General features: G+C 38.6%; 18 protein-coding genes and 1 pseudogene. 7 read left to right on the forward strand and 12 right to left on the reverse strand.

Annotated elements, in window-relative coordinates; genetic code table 11:
• Positions 1 to 401: 401 nt before the first annotated feature.
• Both L4F93_RS03985 and nadE read left to right on the forward strand, forming a co-directional pair.
• Positions 402 to 1,496, forward strand: a complete 1,095-nt coding sequence (locus L4F93_RS03985) for a nicotinate phosphoribosyltransferase (protein ID WP_250351221.1) — start codon at positions 402 to 404, stop codon at positions 1,494 to 1,496.
• 61 nt (positions 1,497 to 1,557) lie between these two features.
• Positions 1,558 to 2,295, forward strand: coding sequence for an NAD(+) synthase (nadE, locus tag L4F93_RS03990; RefSeq protein ID WP_250351222.1), 738 nt, complete (start codon positions 1,558 to 1,560; stop codon positions 2,293 to 2,295).
• A 258-nt stretch (positions 2,296 to 2,553) separates the two neighbouring features.
• On the opposite strand, the pseudogene L4F93_RS03995 reads toward nadE, so the two are convergent.
• The 4 genes and pseudogenes from L4F93_RS03995 to lptM all read right to left on the reverse strand — a co-directional run bounded on the left by L4F93_RS03995 (position 2,554) and on the right by lptM (position 4,899).
• Positions 2,554 to 2,930: pseudogene (locus L4F93_RS03995) on the reverse strand (hypothetical protein).
• The gene (locus tag L4F93_RS04000; RefSeq protein WP_250351223.1) at positions 2,926 to 3,354 is read right to left on the reverse strand and encodes a hypothetical protein; all 429 of its coding nucleotides are present in this window, start codon (positions 3,352 to 3,354) and stop codon (positions 2,926 to 2,928) included. Before L4F93_RS04000 ends, L4F93_RS03995 begins: the two are co-directional and overlap by 5 nt.
• 159 nt (positions 3,355 to 3,513) lie before the next feature.
• A complete protein-coding gene (gene lysA / locus L4F93_RS04005; RefSeq protein ID WP_250351224.1) occupies positions 3,514 to 4,764 on the reverse strand; it encodes a diaminopimelate decarboxylase in 1,251 nt (416 codons plus the stop codon).
• An 18-nt stretch (positions 4,765 to 4,782) separates the two neighbouring features.
• Positions 4,783 to 4,899 carry an LPS translocon maturation chaperone LptM gene (lptM, locus tag L4F93_RS04010; RefSeq protein ID WP_250351225.1) on the reverse strand — a complete coding sequence of 39 codons (117 nt, stop codon included), beginning with the start codon at positions 4,897 to 4,899 and terminating at the stop codon, positions 4,783 to 4,785.
• 149 nt (positions 4,900 to 5,048) lie between these two features.
• Between lptM and cyaY the strand changes: the two genes are divergently transcribed.
• The 4 genes from cyaY to L4F93_RS04030 all read left to right on the forward strand — a co-directional run bounded on the left by cyaY (position 5,049) and on the right by L4F93_RS04030 (position 10,030).
• Entirely contained in the window at positions 5,049 to 5,357 is a 309-nt protein-coding gene (gene cyaY / locus L4F93_RS04015) for an iron donor protein CyaY (RefSeq protein ID WP_103854294.1), read from the forward strand.
• Positions 5,358 to 5,418: 61 nt separating this feature from the next.
• Complete coding sequence (gene recQ / locus L4F93_RS04020; protein ID WP_250351226.1) at positions 5,419 to 7,263, forward strand: DNA helicase RecQ; 1,845 nt, start codon at positions 5,419 to 5,421, stop codon at positions 7,261 to 7,263.
• An 824-nt stretch (positions 7,264 to 8,087) separates the two neighbouring features.
• Positions 8,088 to 9,266 (forward strand): ATP-grasp domain-containing protein, encoded by a 1,179-nt coding sequence (locus tag L4F93_RS04025; RefSeq protein WP_250351227.1) that lies wholly within the window; start codon positions 8,088 to 8,090, stop codon positions 9,264 to 9,266.
• A gap of 8 nt (positions 9,267 to 9,274) precedes the next feature.
• The gene (locus L4F93_RS04030; protein ID WP_250351228.1) at positions 9,275 to 10,030 is read left to right on the forward strand and encodes an esterase family protein; all 756 of its coding nucleotides are present in this window, start codon (positions 9,275 to 9,277) and stop codon (positions 10,028 to 10,030) included.
• 101 nt (positions 10,031 to 10,131) lie between these two features.
• On the opposite strand, the gene L4F93_RS04035 is transcribed toward L4F93_RS04030, so the two are convergent.
• The 3 genes from L4F93_RS04035 to gpt form a co-directional block, all read right to left on the reverse strand.
• Complete coding sequence (locus tag L4F93_RS04035; RefSeq protein WP_250351229.1) at positions 10,132 to 10,545, reverse strand: GNAT family N-acetyltransferase; 414 nt, start codon at positions 10,543 to 10,545, stop codon at positions 10,132 to 10,134.
• A 69-nt stretch (positions 10,546 to 10,614) separates the two neighbouring features.
• Entirely contained in the window at positions 10,615 to 11,442 is an 828-nt protein-coding gene (locus L4F93_RS04040) for an alpha/beta hydrolase (protein ID WP_250351230.1), read from the reverse strand.
• A gap of 48 nt (positions 11,443 to 11,490) precedes the next feature.
• The gene (gpt, locus tag L4F93_RS04045; protein ID WP_115248727.1) at positions 11,491 to 11,955 is read right to left on the reverse strand and encodes a xanthine phosphoribosyltransferase; all 465 of its coding nucleotides are present in this window, start codon (positions 11,953 to 11,955) and stop codon (positions 11,491 to 11,493) included.
• A gap of 121 nt (positions 11,956 to 12,076) precedes the next feature.
• Between gpt and L4F93_RS04050 the strand changes: the two genes are divergently transcribed.
• The gene (locus L4F93_RS04050; protein WP_250351231.1) at positions 12,077 to 13,531 is read left to right on the forward strand and encodes an aminoacyl-histidine dipeptidase; all 1,455 of its coding nucleotides are present in this window, start codon (positions 12,077 to 12,079) and stop codon (positions 13,529 to 13,531) included.
• Between the two features lie 70 nt (positions 13,532 to 13,601).
• Here L4F93_RS04050 and L4F93_RS04055 read toward each other — a convergent pair whose 3' ends face one another.
• From L4F93_RS04055 to atpG, 5 genes are all read right to left on the reverse strand, one after another.
• A complete protein-coding gene (locus tag L4F93_RS04055) occupies positions 13,602 to 14,945 on the reverse strand; it encodes an MFS transporter (RefSeq protein ID WP_250351232.1) in 1,344 nt (447 codons plus the stop codon).
• A gap of 12 nt (positions 14,946 to 14,957) precedes the next feature.
• A complete protein-coding gene (locus L4F93_RS04060) occupies positions 14,958 to 15,752 on the reverse strand; it encodes an inositol monophosphatase family protein (RefSeq protein WP_250351233.1) in 795 nt (264 codons plus the stop codon).
• A gap of 163 nt (positions 15,753 to 15,915) precedes the next feature.
• Positions 15,916 to 16,344, reverse strand: coding sequence for a F0F1 ATP synthase subunit epsilon (locus tag L4F93_RS04065; RefSeq protein ID WP_250351234.1), 429 nt, complete (start codon positions 16,342 to 16,344; stop codon positions 15,916 to 15,918).
• A gap of 38 nt (positions 16,345 to 16,382) precedes the next feature.
• Complete coding sequence (atpD, locus tag L4F93_RS04070) at positions 16,383 to 17,756, reverse strand: F0F1 ATP synthase subunit beta (RefSeq protein ID WP_250351235.1); 1,374 nt, start codon at positions 17,754 to 17,756, stop codon at positions 16,383 to 16,385.
• 16 nt (positions 17,757 to 17,772) lie between these two features.
• The gene (gene atpG / locus L4F93_RS04075; RefSeq protein WP_250351236.1) at positions 17,773 to 18,642 is read right to left on the reverse strand and encodes a F0F1 ATP synthase subunit gamma; all 870 of its coding nucleotides are present in this window, start codon (positions 18,640 to 18,642) and stop codon (positions 17,773 to 17,775) included.
• Positions 18,643 to 18,648: the final 6 nt, after the last annotated feature.

Genomic DNA, 18,648 nt, shown 5'->3' on the forward strand with positions numbered 1-18,648 from the left:
AAAACAAAATCTATGAAAGTTACAGTGAACCATGTAAGAGAAGCAGTAAATCGCTGCTAGAAAAATAGACTAATCTAAAGCTATCTTAGGAATAAGATAGCTTTTTATCATGGATTTGCATAATACTCATGATTTGTGGTCCTTATCTCTTACTATGCATATATTCTCTTAAACGATTATCAATCTTTTTTCTCACTCTAGTCATCCCTTGCGCCCTAAAATGAAATAAACAATATAACAAAAGTTACTATCCAACTATTTTTATTACTCAAGCTCACAATCAGCCCCCAAGTGTTATCTCTGCTTATCAAAATGTTCTTTTCGATGACATATTTTTGTTGTAAATCGCAAAAATGTAGCACACAATATACATAATAAATAATTTACTATCCATTTTTACTATGAGCAAAGAAAAAACACTCAAAAAAGAGAAAGCAAATATTACAAGAAAATCATATCAAACCTTTACTTTTGATGAACGGATCGGAGAGGGATACTTTTCTGCGAGCTATTTTCTAAAAGCGAAGCACATTGCGGAACAAAAAAGACCAAAGCAATGGGTAACAATGCAGTTCTTCCAAAAGCAACAGGCCATTTTATGTGGCGTTGATGAATCCATCGCTTTACTACAACGTTTTGCGCGAAACCCAGAAGGATTAAAAATTTGGGCATTAAATGATGGCGACGCCATTGCGCCCTTTGAAAGTGTATTAATTGTTGAAGGATTTTATGAAGATTTTGCTTATCTCGAGGGGATCATTGATGGCATTCTAAGCCGTTGCACCTCTATCGCCACCAATGTGCGGGCAACGCTCAAGGCTGCCAACGGAAAACCCATTATTTTTATGGGCGACCGCAATGATTATTTTACCTTGCAGCCCACTGATGGCTACGCCGCCTATATTGGCGGAGCAACAATGCAAGCCACTGATGCGATGCACCAATACCAAGGCGGAACAGGCGTAGGCACAATGCCACATTCCCTTATTCAACTGTTTAATGGCAACCTTATTCAGGCTTGCGAGGCCTATATGCAAGTCTATCCTAATTCTTCCCTTACCGCTTTGGTTGATTACAACAATGATGTGATTACCGATAGTTTAAAAGTAGCAAAACACTTCGGTGAAAAACTCTATGCGGTGCGCGTTGATACCTCCGCCAATATGGTAGATCGCTACTTCCTTACCCACCAAGAAACCTTTGGACAAGAGGATTTGCGTGGCGTTAATGTACCATTAATCAAACAACTGCGTCATCAACTAGATCAAGCAGGCTTTCCATGGGTGAAAATTGTGGTGAGTGGTGGTTTTAATCAACAGAAAGTACAACATTTTGAACAACAAAATGCCCCTGTGGATTACTATGGCATCGGTGCCTCTTTGCTCAAAATCTCCATTGATTTTACTGGGGATTGTGTGTGTTTAAACGGCAAAGCACAAGCAAAAGCGGGAAGACGCTACCGTGTTAATCCACGCTTAAGTACGGTACATTTTTAGCACGTTTTTCTCTCCCAAACATTGGGAACAGTTATGAATATTTATAGTAAGGAGAAGTCCAATGAAAGATTATTTAGCCTATTTAATTCAATGGGTTGAGCAGCAACGACAAGATTATAATGCCCTTGGCTATGTGATCGGCATTAGCGGCGGAATTGACTCTGCGGTGGTCAGCCATTTATTAATGCGTACAGGCGCGCCCGTGCAAGGCCTATTACTACCTTCTGCCACAACCAGCACGCAAGATGTAGAAGATGCCAAATTAGTTGCTGAAAGTGCCAAATGCCCTTTATTAACGCTTCCTATCACACCACTGTATGAATGTTTTATGGATTCGATGTCTCCACTATTCAATCAAAATGCACAACACCAAGCCGTGATCAAAGGCAATGTACAAGCCCGTTTGAGAATGCTTGCACTTTATGCTTACGCGCAAAGCCACCAAGCCATTGTAGTGGGAACAGATAACGCTGCAGAATGGTTTACGGGCTATTTCACCAAATTTGGTGATGGCGGTGTGGATATTGCCCCTTTATTAGCCTTACGCAAAGAACAAGTTTATGAGCTAGCAAGGCTATTGAATGTGCCTCAACAAATCCTCACTAAAGCCCCCAGTGCGGGCTTATGGGAAGGGCAAACAGACGAACAAGAAATGGGCGTAACTTATCAAGAAATTGATGCCTTTTTACGCGGTGAACCTATCTCCGCACAAGGCAGAAAACAAATTGATTTTTGGCATCAACGCTCACGCCATAAACGTAGATTGCCTACTTCACCTGTAAAACCTAAGTTGCCATAATGTGGAAAGCATCACTGCATCTGTTTTCTTTATATCAATTATGCTCTTCTTCTCAAGGAGTTTATAAAACAAATCTAAATATTACATTAGAATTTGTCGTATTCACTCCTTCTCACCTGCGCTACTATCAAATAAGCATTATTAAGTCTACTACCAATTCTTACTATCTTTAATTACCTTATATTATTGCTTATACATTGATGGCATTACTTTTTATTGGAACGTTATAAAAATCTTTGGGATTGTACTATATTAACCCTAAATCCCACACCAAAATCGCAGTGTTTTTAGCAATTCTTTTGGTGTGCCAAAGTTAAACCGAAATTCACATTCTTTCAAGGATAACGGAAAAGATTTCTTGTTAATTCCGTTATATTTTCTTAGTGCTCGTTTAGACTGACTCCAAAAATTTTCAATCCTATTATTAATATGATTTTTACATCTACTAAATTGGCATCTTGAACTAAATGGTCGCTAATCACCTCTCTGATCTTACGATAAAATAAGGCGGCAGAATTAGGAGTAATTTCTAGTAAATTTGCTGCTGAACGGGCTGTCATTTCAAGCACAAAAAACTCTAGCAGTTTTCTCTGTATAAATTTCTTTATTTTTATATAACTAATATAACTGTTAATCTAATACAGCCCCTTCTTTTTTATCTAAAGAATAATTTTTCTTCACAAAGCGAAGAATTTTAGTATAAAAGAAACTCAATATTACACCTAAAATAATAAAATAGATTAGGGCTAAAGACGTATCCAAACTATATTTTTTACTCCAAAAATAGAAGAGATAAAAAATAATTAAACAACAAGAAAAATAAAACAAAAGTACATTACGGCCTTTTGCATTTAAGCCATTAAATGGATTATTCGGTTTAATGGTATTTTTATTAATATATAAGGTAGAAAAGTAAACAATAGAAAGTAAAATAATGAGCGATAAAAGTACAAACTCAAGCTCATAGCCAGACACCCAGCCTGATTTTTCGACACGCCTAACCATCATACCACCAAATCCAATTATCATCATATTTAAACATTTTAAGTGTTTTTTCATTGGGTTACCTTAATAATTATTTGAAGGAAAAATACCGCAAAATCGCACCGCACTTTATTTTAGCAATATAAATTTTTACATTCTATTTTGAGCGATATAAAGTTTATAAAACCTAAAAAATAACCCACAAAAACGTGGGTTATTTATATTTTAGATTTATTAAGGCAATAAACTTTCCAACTGCCATAATTCAGGGAAAGTTTCACGACGTTTGATCAAATGAGCTTGATCGCCGTCTACCATCACTTCAATGGCTCTTGGGCGAGAGTTATAGGTTGATGCCATACTTGCGCCATAAGCTCCGGCAGAACGTTGGGCAATAAGATCCCCTTGAGCAATGGCAAGTTCACGCTGTTTGCCTAAGAAATCAGAGGTTTCACAAATTGGCCCAACCACATCATAAACTTTCGTTTCACGTGGCAGGCTGCGATCCACTTCAATGATATTCATATAGGCCTGATACAGCGCAGGGCGGATCATATCATTCATTCCCGTATCTACAATGGCAAAGTTGCGGCTTTCATTGCTTTTTAAATATTCCACTTTAGTCACCAAAATCCCCGCATTGGCGGTAATCGCACGGCCCGGCTCAAGGATAATTTCTAAGTTTGGATAATCCTTTAACTTGGCTAATAAGGCTTTTGCATATTCACTTGGGTGCGGCGCATTTTCGTCTTTATAGGTTACGCCCAATCCGCCACCTAAATCTAAATGTTCAAGCTTAATCCCGTCTTGTTCTAATTGTTTCATTAGTACAATCAAACGATCAGTCGCATCAAGGAAAGGTTGAATTTCGGTGAGTTGCGAACCAATATGGCAATCCATTCCGGTGATTTTAATATGGGGTAACTGACTCGCAATACGATACACTTCACGCGCTTCATCAACGCTCACACCGAATTTATTTTCTTTTAAGCCAGTAGAAATATAAGGGTGCGTGTGGGCGTCCACATCTGGGTTTACACGCAAAGAAATAGGTGCGATTTTATTTAACCGCCCCGCCACGTCATTAATACGGTAAAGCTCGGCAAGGCTTTCAACATTAAAGCAACGAATACCTACATTTAACGCACGTTCAATTTCCTGTTCAGATTTTGCTACGCCAGAAAAAACGATTTTGTTTGCTTCACCACCAGCAGCAAGCACACGTTCTAATTCCCCTTGCGATACAATATCAAAGCCAGAGCCAAGTTTTGCCATCACATTTAAAATGGCTAAATTTGGGTTAGATTTCACCGCAAAGCAAATTAAATGTGGGTGATTGCCTAAGGCATTATCAAAGGCGTGCCAATGCCGCTCAAGCGTAGCCCGTGAATAAACATAAGCCGGTGTACCAAATTGTTGTGCTATTTTACTTACCGGCACTTGCTCCGCCATCAGTTGATCATCTTGATATTGAAAAAAATCCATTAGCTTGTCCTTGAATGCTTATTGTTGTGTTTGTGAATGTTGTTGTTCAGGGAAATAAAGTGGGCCTTTCACACCACAAGCGGTGGCAGAAAGCGTAACTGCCCCTAAAGTGAGGATTAAAATTAGTTTTTTCATCTTGTATTCTCTTGGGTTATCTTAGAAATCTTACGCATAATAACGATATTTATAGAAAGATCTATTCTTTTTTACATCATTTTGCACTTTGTATAAATGGCAAAAACTCTCTATAATTCCGCCTTACCTATTTCGCTTATGGAAAAATTATGAACGTTACAGAATTTCATCAAAATATTGAGCAAGTTTGGCTCAAAATTGAAGAACAATTAGAAGAGCAAGATTGCGATGTGGATTGCGACACGCAAGGTTCGGTGTTTACTATCACCTTCCCTGATCGCAGCCAAGTGGTGGTAAACAAGCAAGAGCCATTGCTTGAACTCTGGCTTGCCAGCAAAGCAGGCGGTTTCCATTTTGCGTTCAAAGACGGGCAATGGATCGCCAATGATGGCAAATTATTCTGGCAATGCTTAGAAGAAGCCTGTCGCGTACACGGCGAGCAAGTGCATTTCGCCTAATGGCTCATTTCATCAATAAACAAAGTGCGGTGCGTTTTTAACCAGTTTTTCGCAAAAAATAATGGAAAAAAACACCGCACTTAAGGTTCTGAACGAGGTTTTTGGTTACCAATCTTTCCGCAACGGACAAGAAGAAGTGATCAACGCCGCCCTTTCACACCAAGATAGCCTTGTGATTATGGCAACGGGAAACGGAAAATCCCTTTGCTATCAAATTCCTGCGCTTTGCTTTTCGGGGCTAACCTTAGTCATTTCGCCGCTGATTTCGTTAATGAAAGATCAGGTAGATCAACTACTTGCTAATGGTATTGAAGTGGATTATCTCAATTCCACACAAACCTTTGAGCAACAGCAAATTGTGCAAAATAAGGCGATTTCAGGGCAGCTCAAATTGCTTTATATTTCGCCCGAAAAGGCGATGACAACCAGTTTTTTCCAATTTATTTCTCATTGCCAAGTGAGCTTTATTGCCATTGATGAAGCTCATTGTATTTCCCAATGGGGACACGATTTCCGCCCTGAATACACCCAACTTGGCGGCTTAAAGCGTTGCTTTCCCAACGCACCGATAATGGCGCTCACTGCCACCGCAGACAGTGCCACAAGGCAAGATATTTTGCACCATTTGCAACTGGATAATCCGCATATTTATATCGGCAGTTTTGATCGCCCAAATATTCGCTATACCTTGGTGGAAAAATTTAAGCCAATGGAGCAGCTATGCCAATTTGTGCTAGGGCAGAAGGGCAAAAGTGGCATCGTTTATTGCAACAGTCGTAACAAAGTGGAACGCTTGGCGGAAAGTTTGCGTAAAAAAGGTGTGGCAGCACAAGCCTATCACGCAGGAATGGAAGCCAGCCAGCGCGAACAAGTGCAGCGTGCCTTTCAGCGTGATAATGTGCAAGTAGTGGTGGCAACCGTTGCTTTTGGAATGGGCATCAATAAATCCAACGTGCGATTTGTAGCACATTTTGATTTGCCACGCAGTATCGAGGCGTATTACCAAGAAACAGGGCGCGCAGGGCGTGATGACTTGCCTGCTGAAGCCGTGCTGTTTTACGAACCTGCCGATTATGCGTGGCTACAAAAAATGCTGCTGGAAAAACCAGAAAGCCCGCAGCGCCAAATTGAACAGCATAAATTAGAAGCCATCGGTGAATTTGCCGAAAGCCAAACTTGCCGCCGTTTAGTTTTGCTGAATTATTTTGGCGAACATCGCCAAGCGCCGTGCAAAAACTGCGATATTTGCCTTGATCCGCCGAAAAAATATGACGGCTTAATTGACGCGCAAAAAGTGATGTCCACCATTTATCGTGTGGGGCAAATGTTCGGTGTGCATTATGTGATCGGCGTGCTGCGCGGAATGCAAAATCAAAAAATTAAAGATAATCAGCACGATCAGCTCAGCGTGTACGGCATTGGCAAAGACAAAAGCAAAGAATATTGGCAATCGGTGATCCGCCAGCTGATTCATCTTGGGTTGGTGCAACAAGTGATGAATCAATTTCATTCGGTGTTACAACTGACGGAAAATGCGCGCCCAATTTTGCGTGGCGAACAGCCTTTAGAGCTGGCAATGCCAAGGGTTTCTTCCATTATGACCGCACAAAGCGCACAAAAAAGTGCGGTACAAAATTACGACAAAGATCTGTTTGCGCGCCTGCGTTTCTTACGCAAGCAAATTGCCGACAAGGAAAATATCCCCCCTTATATTGTGTTCAACGATGCCACTTTGCAAGAAATGGCACAATATCAACCCACCAGCAAACGCGAAATGCTACAAATCAACGGCGTGGGCGCAACCAAATTAGAGCGCTTCGGACAGGCATTCCTGCATATTATCCAAGAGCATAAATCGCTCAATGCCAAAAACAGCCAACCGCTTAAATTATCTAACGAAAAATAACCGCACTTTTATTGTTATTATTTTATTCTTCTTTGGCACATCTCTCTTTTGTGAATTTAATCACAAAAATGAAAAGTATGTAATAAAATCTATTGACACTACAAAGCCAATAATTATTATTAATTAATAATTACTATTTACAAAATCATTATGAACATATCTAAACATATAAAACTTTTATTTTTTTGCTCCGGGGTATATTTTTTCTCCAGCATACTATCAGATATATTTAGAATACCAACTATTTACTTTTATATCAGCATATTATCTTTACTTTATTTTTATAAAACACTAAAAATAAAAAAGTAGTACACATTAATATATCTATAGGATTATTATAATGAGCATTCTTAGAATAACACTAACTTTATTAAGTTTCATTTTATTAATTTCTTGTACATCTATTCAACTCAAGAAAAATGATAAATATGATTTCGATACAGATAAATGTTTAATTCACTCACAAGCTATAGAAACAAATCATCAGAGTGGAAAAATTAAATTCCCAGATCCTGTTTTGCAAGAAATTAAATACAACGAATGTATGAGAAAATAAAAATATAATAATAGTTTTAGTATCTAATTTAACCTATGCTTTGTACTATGAAACATTTATAAGAACACCTAAAAATACGATAGAGAAAATCATTGTAAACGTATTACTTATCGTAGTGATATTTACATTTATTACTCTCTGTTTACATCTAAAAAATAAAGAATAAATAATCCAATTTATTCAAATTTATATGTTGTTGCTTTTATCACTTGATGATTTTTTGTATAATGCAATCGTTTTCGTTATTTTTTAGATTGAGGGATAGTCTATGTCAAGACCACTAAACTTTGTGATGATTTCACCCCATTTCCCGACCAATTTTGAAACCTTTGCCGTGCGTTTGCGGGAAAATGGTTTCAACACCTTAGGCATTGCCGACACGCCTTATGATCAACTGAGTGAAAATCTGCGCAATGCGCTGACGGAGTATTATCGTGTGGATAATATGGAAGATTACGATCAGGTTTATCGTGCGCTGGGCTATTTTGTGCATAAATATGGGCGTATTGATCGCATTGAATCACACAATGAATATTGGCTTGAGCTAGATGCGAAACTTCGCACGGATTTCAATGTATTTGGTTATAAAAATGACGATATGAAATCCATTAAAACCAAATCAAAAATGAAAGAAATTTTCCGTCAAACAGGCTTGAAAGTGGCGAAAGGACGTGTATTTGAAAGCGATGAAGATGCCAGAAAATTAGCACACGAATTGCATTATCCCGTGATTATCAAACCCAATTCTGGCGTAGGCGCGAGCGATACCTATAAGATTAAAAATGCACAAGAATTGGAAAACTTCTTCAGCCATAAAAATCCCAATGTGGAATACATTATGGAAGAATTTATTGACGGCGATATTGTTACCTTTGACGGCTTAACGGATCGCGATGGCAATATTGTGTTTTATTCCAGCCTTGAATATTCCGAAGCGGTGCTGGATACCGTAGAAAAAGATGGCGATATGTTCTATTACGTTCCTCGTGAAATTTCGCCAAAATTGGTGGAACTAGGTCAAAAATGCGTCAAAGCCTTTAATGTTAAAGAGCGGTTCTTTCATTTCGAGTTTTTCCGTGTAAAGAAAACCAACGAATTATTGCCATTAGAAGTGAATTGTCGCCCACCGGGTGGTTTAACCATTGATATGTGGAATTATGCCAATGATTTTGATGTATTCAATGAATATGCGCATATTGTGAAAGACAACCAATTCCACGCGCAAATTTCGCACCCTTGGAATGTGGTGTATATCTCTCGCAAGGCAAATCAGCATTATGCTCATTCCATTGCTGAAGTGTGCGAAAAATTCCCACGCAATATCATTAGCGTACAGCAAGTGCCGGGCGTATTTGCCAAAATTATGGGGGAAGAAGGAATATTGGCGCGCACGCCAAGCCTTGAACAAATGCGTGAAATTATTCAATTTGCACATCAAAAGCAGTAGGAGGCACAATGTTTTTTGAAGCTCGTCATCACTGGAGCGGTGAATTAGGCAGAGAAATGCCCTTCAATGTGTATGGACACAGTGGCAAACCCGTGATTGTTTTTCCTTCATCGGGGGGAAATGAAAATGAATATGGCAATTTTGGAATGATTGATGCCTGCCGTTCTTTCATTGAACGCGGCTTAATCAAATTTTACACCCCTGATTCTTTTGATAAGGAATCTTGGCTCGCGGATCACAAATCAGGGCAAGATATGGCGCAGGCACACAATGCTTATGATCGCTATATTATCAATGAGTTAGTGCCATTAATTCGCTTTGAGTCCCAATGGCAAGGCACAATGATCGCCACAGGTTGTAGTATGGGCGCATTCCACACCATTAACTTCGCCTTACGCCACCCTGATCTTTTTGACACCGCCATCGCCTTAAGTGGCGTGTATGATGCCCGTTTCTTCACAGGAGAATTTCACGGCAACGCGGAAGTCTATTTTAATTCCCCCATTGATTATTTATGGAATCAAAACGATCCGTGGTTTTTAGAGCGCTACCGCCAAAACCATTACATAGTAGCCGTTGGGCAAGGCGCTTGGGAAGAACAACACATCGCCGACACCGCACGCTTACAACAAGCCTTCCAAGCTAAAGATATTCCAGCTTGGTTTGACTTCTGGGGAACAGATGTGGATCACGACTGGCCTTGGTGGCGCGTACAAATGCCTTATTTCTTAGAGAAGTTGGAAGAGCAAGAGTGGTTAAAATAACCCTCACATATTTCTGAGATTCATATTTTCTCAATATCCTACAGAAAAACAAATTTCATATGAATTTTACTTCATAAAACATAAATTTTATATGATAAAAGTTAAAATATGATTATTTCAATATTCTCTTCATTAAATAATTCTTGTAATGTTATAACTTTCTTCCAAAAATTTTGGATACTATTTTTATTTTCTACTTGCATAATAATATTAGTATACCCTTCTTCTGATTGTTTTTTAAATAAAGCTAGCGCAGCTTCTTTACCATATCCTTGATTTTGAAAATTTGGAAAAATAAAAAATTTAGTGATACCAAAACATTTCTGTGTATCTTCAGTTACATCCTCAATATGAATATAGCCAATCAATTCTTCTTTATAATAAATAGCTAATAACTCTTCTTCCCTAGAGAAAGGGCTTATAGAATCTATATTAATCCACTTTGTGCTCTTTACTTGTTCGCTTACTTTTTTGAAAATATCATCATTACGATAAAAGTTTGATAATCTTATCATAAAATTAATTCCTTCATATTTTTATAAAATGTTATATGTATATATAAACTGAGTTAAAATTCATATAAGCTAATAATCATCCAACAACGCAAAATGCAAAAACTCGACAAAATGATCTGCCCAGTGCATTTCGTGATGGATTTCATTTGCCATAATGCGTAAGCGGATATGATCGAGCGGATGCCCTGTGCGTAGCAAAGCCTGATAATAACGCAGGGTGCAATCAATGTAGGCTTGGTTCATATTAGAAATAAATTGCGAATCCATTTCATCGCCTTCATTTGTACCAACTTGGATAAATACGCGGCTTTGTGGTTGTAAAGGGTAGTGATGAATAAAGTGCATAAACGCAGGTTCACTAAACCAAGAAGCAAGGGAAAACACGCCCAAATGGCCAAAAATGTGCGGATAAGCCGCCCCCATATAAGCGGTGATAATGCCGCCCATTGAACTACCTGCAAGCAAGGTGTTTTCTGCATTTGGTAAAGTGCGGTAGGTTTTATCGATAAATGTTTTAACCTCATTAACCACCCATTGCGCATATTCCGCACCACGTCCGCCCACATTGCGCACGTCATCGTTATTGCCCACATCCGTCCGCCAAGGGGCATATTCGTTCAGCCGTTCTGCCCCTGCATTATCAATGCCGACAATAATGAGTTTCGGCAAATGCTGATAATGCTTAATGGTAGGAATAATTTTCCACGAATGACCTGAATAGGATTCTTTGCTATAAAACACATTTTGCCCATCGTGCATATAAAGCACAGGGTAATGCTGCCAAGGTTCGTTGTGATAATCTTTTGGCAACAACACACGCACACGGCGGTGATGATGGTAATAAGGCACATAAAGAAAATGCTCTTGCATTTCCAGATAATGATTAAACACGCTCATCTTTTAACTTCTATAAAAAACGCTGGCAAGCCCAGCGTTTATCACAAATTATTTTCTCGCCAATGGTGGAACGAAAGTGATGCCCATATCCCAAGGCTGTTCAATCCAAGTGTTTTGTGGAATATCGATCACATAATCGTCCACTAAATCCGCCCCTGCCGGTTTTGCGAAAACAGTAACAAAACGTGCATTTGGATAAAGCTCACGAATGGCACGCGCCGTGTTGCCAGTATCTACTAAATCATCAACCACGATAAAGCCTTCGCCGCCATTAGGCACTTGCGCGGCGTGTAAAACATTTAATTCGCCTTGCTGATTATGATCGTAGCTTGCGATACACACGGTTTCAACGTGGCGAATGCTCAATTCACGCGCCAATACCGCAGCAGGAAACAATCCCCCACGGCTCACTGCAATAATGCCTTTCCATTGTGATGCTGGCAATAAACGTTCAGATAATTTGCGTGCGTGCATATGGAACATATCCCAAGTCACAACATATTTTTCACTCATAACTCACCTTAACTTAAGAAAGGAGCGGAAACCGCCCAATAAATAAAATTGCGTTAGGATAACTTGAAACCAATTTTTATGCTATTATTTTGATGAATTTTTTTCATTTGAGGAAAAAACTATGTCTGAAATCCAACAACTTCAACCTACCTTGTTGTGGAAATGGTTCGATCAAATTTGTGCCATTCCTCACCCATCTTATCACGAAGAAGCACTGGCTAATTTCATCGTAAATTGGGCGAAAGAAAAACAATTTTTTGTCGAGCGCGATGAAGTCGGCAATATTTTAATTCGCAAGCCTGCAAGCGCTGGTATGGAAAATCGCCCTACCGTGGTGCTGCAAGCTCATCTTGATATGGTGCCACAAGCCAACGAAGACACCCCACACAATTTCCAAACCGATCCCATTCAACCTTATATTGATGGTGAATGGGTTACTGCCAAAGGCACAACCTTAGGTGCAGATAATGGTATTGGTCTTGCTTCTGCGCTTGCCGCTTTAGAAGAGGAAAACCTTGCTCACCCAGAGTTAGAAGTTTTGCTCACAATGACCGAAGAACAAGGTATGGAAGGCGCAATTGGTTTACGTCCAAATTGGCTCAAAAGCCAAATTATGATCAATACCGATACTGAAGAAAATGGTGAAATTTATATTGGTTGTGCCGGTGGGGTTAATGCTGATCTTAATATTCCGATCCAACAAACAGAAAATACTTATACGCACAGCTATCAACTCGTACTAAAAGGCTTACGCGGTGGGCATTCTGGCGTAGATATTCATACTGGGCGTGTTAATGCAATTAAAACTTTAGTGCGTTTTCTTGCTCATCTACAACAACATTACCCACAAATTAATGTTGCTATTAGCCAGCTTAATGGGGGCTCAGTGCGTAATGCCATTCCTCGTGAAGCATTTGTTACCTTATGTTTTGATGGTGATATAGCGCCATTACAAAGTGCGGTAGAAAATTTTGCAACATTATTAAAAACGGAATTAGCCATTGCCGAACCTCATCTCCAATTATTTTTACAACCCACAGAAAAACCACAAACAATTTTAGACCGCACTTCACAAAATAAGGTTATTAATTTATTAAACGCCCTACCAAACGGTGTAATCCGCAATAGTGATGCCTTAGAAAATGTGGTGGAAACCTCGTTAAGTTTAGGTTTAATAAAGAGTGAAAATAACCACCTTCACGCAACAATTTTAATCCGCTCATTAATTGAAAGTGGTAAACACTATGTGCAAGAAACCTTACAATCTTTAACTGAACTTTGTGATGCGGAAGTGGCATTTTCTGGTGATTACCCCGGTTGGGAACCTCAGCCAGAAAGCAAAATTTTAGCCTTAACAAGCCAAATTTATGCTGACATTTTAGGTTATAAACCTGAAATTAAAGTGATTCACGCAGGATTAGAATGTGGATTATTGAAAAAAATCTATCCAAATTTAGATGTTGTGTCTATCGGCCCAACCATCATTAACGCCCATTCTCCTGATGAGAAAGTGCATATCCCTGCCGTACAAACCTACTGGCAATTACTCACCAAAATTTTAGCGGAAGTGAAGTAATTCATTAAAACATAAGTGCGGTGGAAAATTTGGATATTTTTTACCGCACTTTTTATTTAAAAAATTAAACTCATTCTTTCGATTTTCTCGTTTGATATACAACCAAAATTGAGAAAATAATTGCAGCAATAACGGACAGTAAATCAGCCCCTACCCAGAAATATGAGAGAGAATCGAAATCATAAATTTTATTACCAGCCGAATCAATCACCGTAGTTTTATCAATCATATAACCTGTTAAAAATTCACCAGCCGCTGCCCCCGCATAACCAAAAACGCCCATCATTCCTAATGCAATTCCTGACGCTGATTTGTGGGAAATATCTGTTGCTAATAAACCACCTAAGAAACAAAGTTGAATACCTAAAGTAATACCAAAAACAGAAAGTGCGGCAATAGCAAGCCAAGTGTTACCTGCTGGTGCAAATAAAAATGCGGCAAGAGAAAGTGCATTAAGTAAACTCACTACGACCGTCATAATATTTCGCTTACCTTGCAAGAAACGATCTGATAACCAACCTGAAACGATCGTCCCTAAAATTCCAACAATACTATTTACGCTAATGATTGATGCGGCTTCTAATGTTGTATAACCTTTTCCATTTTCAAGGAAAAATACCCCCCAGCTATTTACACCATAACGACCAATATACATACAGCAAGAAGCCACTGCTAACACCCAAATAGCGGGGTTTTTAATCACATCCCATTGATGTTTCAATACTTCTTTATTGTCTAACTCTTTGGTTTGTTTATCCATTGTAATAATAGGTTTAAAGCCACAAGCAGCGGGTGAATCTTTCATAAACATTATTGCAACTAGCACACCCAGTAATCCCATAATCCCAGCAAAACTGAAGCCAAAGCGCCAACCGAAAGTGGTAATAATTGCGGCAGTAACGACGAAAGTTATTCCTTCACCAACATTATGGGCTACAGACCAAAATCCGTAGTAAGAACCTCGTTCTTTGTCATCATACCAACGTGAAAGTGCAACTACACAAGGTCCAACTCCCATTGATTGTACCCAGCCATTAAATCCCCAAATAATGGTAAGAAAAATTGCACTTGTCGTCATTCCCATTGCAAAATTACATAGTGCAGAGAAAAATAATCCTACAGAAAGGTAACGTACAATATTAGAATGATCTGCTGCGGCACTATTTACAAACTTACCAACAGCATAGGTAATAAAAATAGCAGAGCCTATCACGCCAAGTTCCGTTGGGGTCAAAATATTATTATTTACTAAGGCAGGTTTAGCGACATTGAAAGATAAACGACAAACATAATAAATAGCATAAGCAAAAGAAAATGCCCAGAAACTTTTCATTCTTGTGCTTTTAAACATTGCTTCAGTATAACCTTTAAGCGGAATAGCTGGGCTTGCTTTAAAGAAGTTTAAAATAGACATTGTATTTTTCTCCTAAAAAGTTAAGGTTCGAATAGATTCAAGTTTATTAAATATGCCTTGACAACTGGCAAGGATATAATTTCCTCTTAGTAATCCATCATTGGCTAAAAAATCATTGGTTTGGCCACCAGCTTCTTGAACTAATAAAATACCAGCAAGACAATCCCATGCATTAATATGCGGTTCAAAATATCCAATGAGTCTACCTGCGGCAACATAGGCCAAAGTTAATGCGCCTGAACCATTACGGACAAACATCCCTCCTTCTTTTAATACCTGATCGATAACCGGCACAAACATACTCGGCGGAACACGATGAGACATTCCTAACCCGACTAATCCTTCTTGTAAAGAAATCACTTTTGATGTCGATAAAGGAACCTCATTCACAAAAGCCCCTTCACCTTTCATTGTGTGAAAAAGTTCTTTGTGTAATGGATCATAAATGAGTCCAATGACGATTTCCTGTTTGTAAAGCACCGCAATGGAAATACACCACGCTTGTAAACCATATAAAAAAGGACTTGTGCCATCTATGGGATCAACCACCCAACAAAAGTCCTTATCAAGTCCATCCGCTCCTGATTCCTCGCCTAAAAAACCATCATTTGGAAAGTGAATTTTTAATGCTGTTTTTATCTCTTTTTCAACATTTTGATCAGCTATGCTTACTAAATCTTGCGCTTCGCCCTTTTTATGTTGAATATTAAGTTTATCTCTATTTAAGTAAAATGAGAGCGCTATTTCCCCCACATTCTTAATGAGTTCTTTTGCAAAAACATAACGCTGCTGTATATGGTTATTCATATATTCCCCCTTTTTTCACATTCAATGAAATTAGAACATATATTTCAAAATATAAAAACTTCAAACTTTTTATTTTGAGATATGTTTCACAAAATATTTTCAGGGGATCTTTGGATAGAAAAAGAAAAACCACCCAAAGGTGGTTTTTTTAAATGCGGTTAAATTAGCGTTTGTTTTTGACTAATTTTTCGGTCAGTTCGTAAGCACGGAGTTTAGCTAATTCTTTAGAAAGTTTAGCTGCAAGCAATTCATAATTAGCATCTTTTGCTGAAGAAACAATATTCTCTTCTGCCTGACGTTTTGCTGCTAAAATACGATCTGCATCAAGCTCTTTACCTCGAATTGCCACATCCGCAAGGACAGTAACGACATTCGGTTGAACTTCTAAAAAGCCACCAGAAACATAGATAACTTCTTCATTGCCATTTTCTAAGGTCAATTTGACGATACCTGGTTTAATTGCCGTTAATAATGGGGTATGGCCCGGTAAAATACCAAGCTCCCCTTCAATCCCTGTGGCTTGAATGCTTTTTACTTTACCTGTAAAAATACTTTCTTCTGCACTTACAACCGTTAAATTTAATGTTGCCATTGTGATTCTCCTTCAAGTTTTAATCTGGCTTGAAGTGATTACATATTTTTGGCTTTTTCTAGCACTTCATCAATAGAACCAACCATATAGAACGCTTGTTCTGGAATATGGTCATATTCACCTTCTAAAATACCTTTAAAACCGCGAATGGTATCTTTTAATGATACATATTTACCCGGTGAGCCTGTGAATACTTCTGCAACGAAGAATGGTTGTGATAAGAAACGTTCAATTTTACGCGCACGTGCAACCACAAGTTTATCTTCTTCTGAAAGCTCATCCATACCTAGAATAGCAATGATATCTTTTAATTCTTTATAACGCTGTAAGATACCTTGTACGCCACGAGCGACATCATAATGTTCTTGACCAACAACGAGTGGATCTAATTGACGAGAGGTTGAATCAAGTGGATCTACCGCTGGGTAAATACCTAATGAAGCAATTTGACGACTTAATACAACGGTTGAGTCTAAGTGAGCAAAGGTTGTCGCTGGTGATGGGTCAGTCAAATCATCAGCAGGAACATAAACAGCTTGCACAGAGGTAATAGAACCTGTTTTGGTTGAAGTAATACGCTCTTGTAATGCACCCATTTCTTCTGCAAGTGTTGGTTGGTAACCTACCGCAGATGGCATACGTCCAAGTAATGCGGATACTTCTGTCCCTGCAAGAGTATAACGATAGATATTATCTACGAAAAATAAAACATCACGTCCTTCATCACGGAATTTTTCTGCCATCGTTAAACCCGTTAATGCAACACGCAGACGGTTACCCGGTGGCTCATTCATTTGTCCATAAACAAGAGAGACTTTATCTAATACGTTAGATTCTGTCATTTCGTGATAGAAGTCGTTACCTTCACGAGTACGTTCACCTACCCCTGCGAATACGGAATAGCCAGAGTGTTCAATCGCAATATTACGGATTAATTCCATCATATTTACGGTTTTACCAACACCCGCACCACCGAATAGACCAACTTTCCCCCCTTTTGCAAATGGGCAGATTAAGTCGATAACTTTGATCCCTGTTTCAAGTAATTCCGTGCTGTTTGCTTGTTCTTCATAACTTGGGGCGGCACGGTGAATAGACCACGCTTCTTCCGCACCAATAGGGCCTTGTTCATCAATAGGTTCACCAAGTACGTTCATAATACGTCCTAGTGTTTTTGTTCCTACTGGAACAGAAATTGGTTTACCTGTGTTAGATACGGATAAACCGCGTTTTAAACCATCTGATGAACCCATTGCGATACAACGTACAATTCCACCACCTAATTGTTGTTGCACTTCAAGTACTAAGCCTGTTTCAACATTTAACGCATCATATACTTTTGGTACAGCATCTTGTGGAAATTCAACGTCAATAACCGCACCGATGATTTGTACAATTTTTCCAGTTGCCATTATCGATCCTCTCTACTTAAATTGCTGCTGCACCAGCAACAATTTCATTCAATTCATTTGTAATACTTGTTTGGCGAGCTTTGTTATAAACTAATTGCAAGTCTTTAATTAAATTACCTGCATTATCAGTTGCTGCTTTCATCGCCACCATTCTAGCTGCTTGTTCAGAAGCCAAATTTTCAACCACCGCTTGATAAACTTGAGATTCTAAATAACGAACTAATAAACTATCTAACAATATTTTTGGTTCAGGTTCGTAAATGTAATCCCAAGATTGGGTATGTTCACCTAAATCATCATTGTCTAATTCAGGCAAAGGAACAAGTTTTTCTAAAGTAGGTTTTTGCGACATTGTGTTGATGAACTTATTATAAGCAATGTAGATAGCATCTAATCTGCCTTCTCTATAAGCATCAAACATTTGATTTGCCGTACCAATTAACTCTTCAACAGAAGGCGTATCACCCATACCAGAATGTTGAGCCTCAATATTCAAGCCAAGAGATTGGAAAAAACCGATACCTTTCGCACCAATTAAGCCTAGTGAAACTTCCACTTGTTTTTCTTTCCAACCTTTAATTTCTTGAAGTGCGGTTTTAAATAAGTTGATATTTAAACCGCCACATAATCCACGATCTGTTGAGACAAGTAAGATACCTACTTTTTTTACTTCTCGTTCTACCAAAAACGGATGTTTATAACCAATACTGGCTTTTGACACGTGGCTAATTACACGGCGTATTGCATTTGAATACGGACGTGAAGATGACATTCGATCCTGCGTTTTACGCATTTTCGATGCAGCAACCATTTCCATTGCCTTAGTAATTTTTTGTGTACTTTGAACACTGGAAATTTTGGTTCTTATCTCTTTTGCACCTGCCATTGATTT

It is taken from the genome of Avibacterium sp. 20-132 (genome assembly GCF_023611925.1).
Taxonomy (GTDB): Bacteria; Pseudomonadota; Gammaproteobacteria; order Enterobacterales; family Pasteurellaceae; genus Avibacterium.

Excerpts from the sequence above, each read along its gene's own strand:
- L4F93_RS03985 (WP_250351221.1), top strand. The coding sequence starts at position 402 with ATGAGCAAAGAAAAAACACTCAAAAAAGAGAAAGCAAATATTACAAGA.
- nadE (WP_250351222.1), top strand. The coding sequence starts at position 1,558 with ATGAAAGATTATTTAGCCTATTTAATTCAATGGGTTGAGCAGCAACGA.
- L4F93_RS04000 (WP_250351223.1), bottom strand. The coding sequence starts at position 3,354 with ATGAAAAAACACTTAAAATGTTTAAATATGATGATAATTGGATTTGGT.
- lysA (WP_250351224.1), bottom strand. The coding sequence starts at position 4,764 with ATGGATTTTTTTCAATATCAAGATGATCAACTGATGGCGGAGCAAGTG.
- lptM (WP_250351225.1), bottom strand. The coding sequence starts at position 4,899 with ATGAAAAAACTAATTTTAATCCTCACTTTAGGGGCAGTTACGCTTTCT.
- cyaY (WP_103854294.1), top strand. The coding sequence starts at position 5,049 with ATGAACGTTACAGAATTTCATCAAAATATTGAGCAAGTTTGGCTCAAA.
- recQ (WP_250351226.1), top strand. The coding sequence starts at position 5,419 with ATGGAAAAAAACACCGCACTTAAGGTTCTGAACGAGGTTTTTGGTTAC.
- L4F93_RS04025 (WP_250351227.1), top strand. The coding sequence starts at position 8,088 with ATGTCAAGACCACTAAACTTTGTGATGATTTCACCCCATTTCCCGACC.
- L4F93_RS04030 (WP_250351228.1), top strand. The coding sequence starts at position 9,275 with ATGTTTTTTGAAGCTCGTCATCACTGGAGCGGTGAATTAGGCAGAGAA.
- L4F93_RS04035 (WP_250351229.1), bottom strand. The coding sequence starts at position 10,545 with ATGATAAGATTATCAAACTTTTATCGTAATGATGATATTTTCAAAAAA.
- L4F93_RS04040 (WP_250351230.1), bottom strand. The coding sequence starts at position 11,442 with ATGAGCGTGTTTAATCATTATCTGGAAATGCAAGAGCATTTTCTTTAT.
- gpt (WP_115248727.1), bottom strand. The coding sequence starts at position 11,955 with ATGAGTGAAAAATATGTTGTGACTTGGGATATGTTCCATATGCACGCA.
- L4F93_RS04050 (WP_250351231.1), top strand. The coding sequence starts at position 12,077 with ATGTCTGAAATCCAACAACTTCAACCTACCTTGTTGTGGAAATGGTTC.
- L4F93_RS04055 (WP_250351232.1), bottom strand. The coding sequence starts at position 14,945 with ATGTCTATTTTAAACTTCTTTAAAGCAAGCCCAGCTATTCCGCTTAAA.
- L4F93_RS04060 (WP_250351233.1), bottom strand. The coding sequence starts at position 15,752 with ATGAATAACCATATACAGCAGCGTTATGTTTTTGCAAAAGAACTCATT.
- L4F93_RS04065 (WP_250351234.1), bottom strand. The coding sequence starts at position 16,344 with ATGGCAACATTAAATTTAACGGTTGTAAGTGCAGAAGAAAGTATTTTT.
- atpD (WP_250351235.1), bottom strand. The coding sequence starts at position 17,756 with ATGGCAACTGGAAAAATTGTACAAATCATCGGTGCGGTTATTGACGTT.
- atpG (WP_250351236.1), bottom strand. The coding sequence starts at position 18,642 with ATGGCAGGTGCAAAAGAGATAAGAACCAAAATTTCCAGTGTTCAAAGT.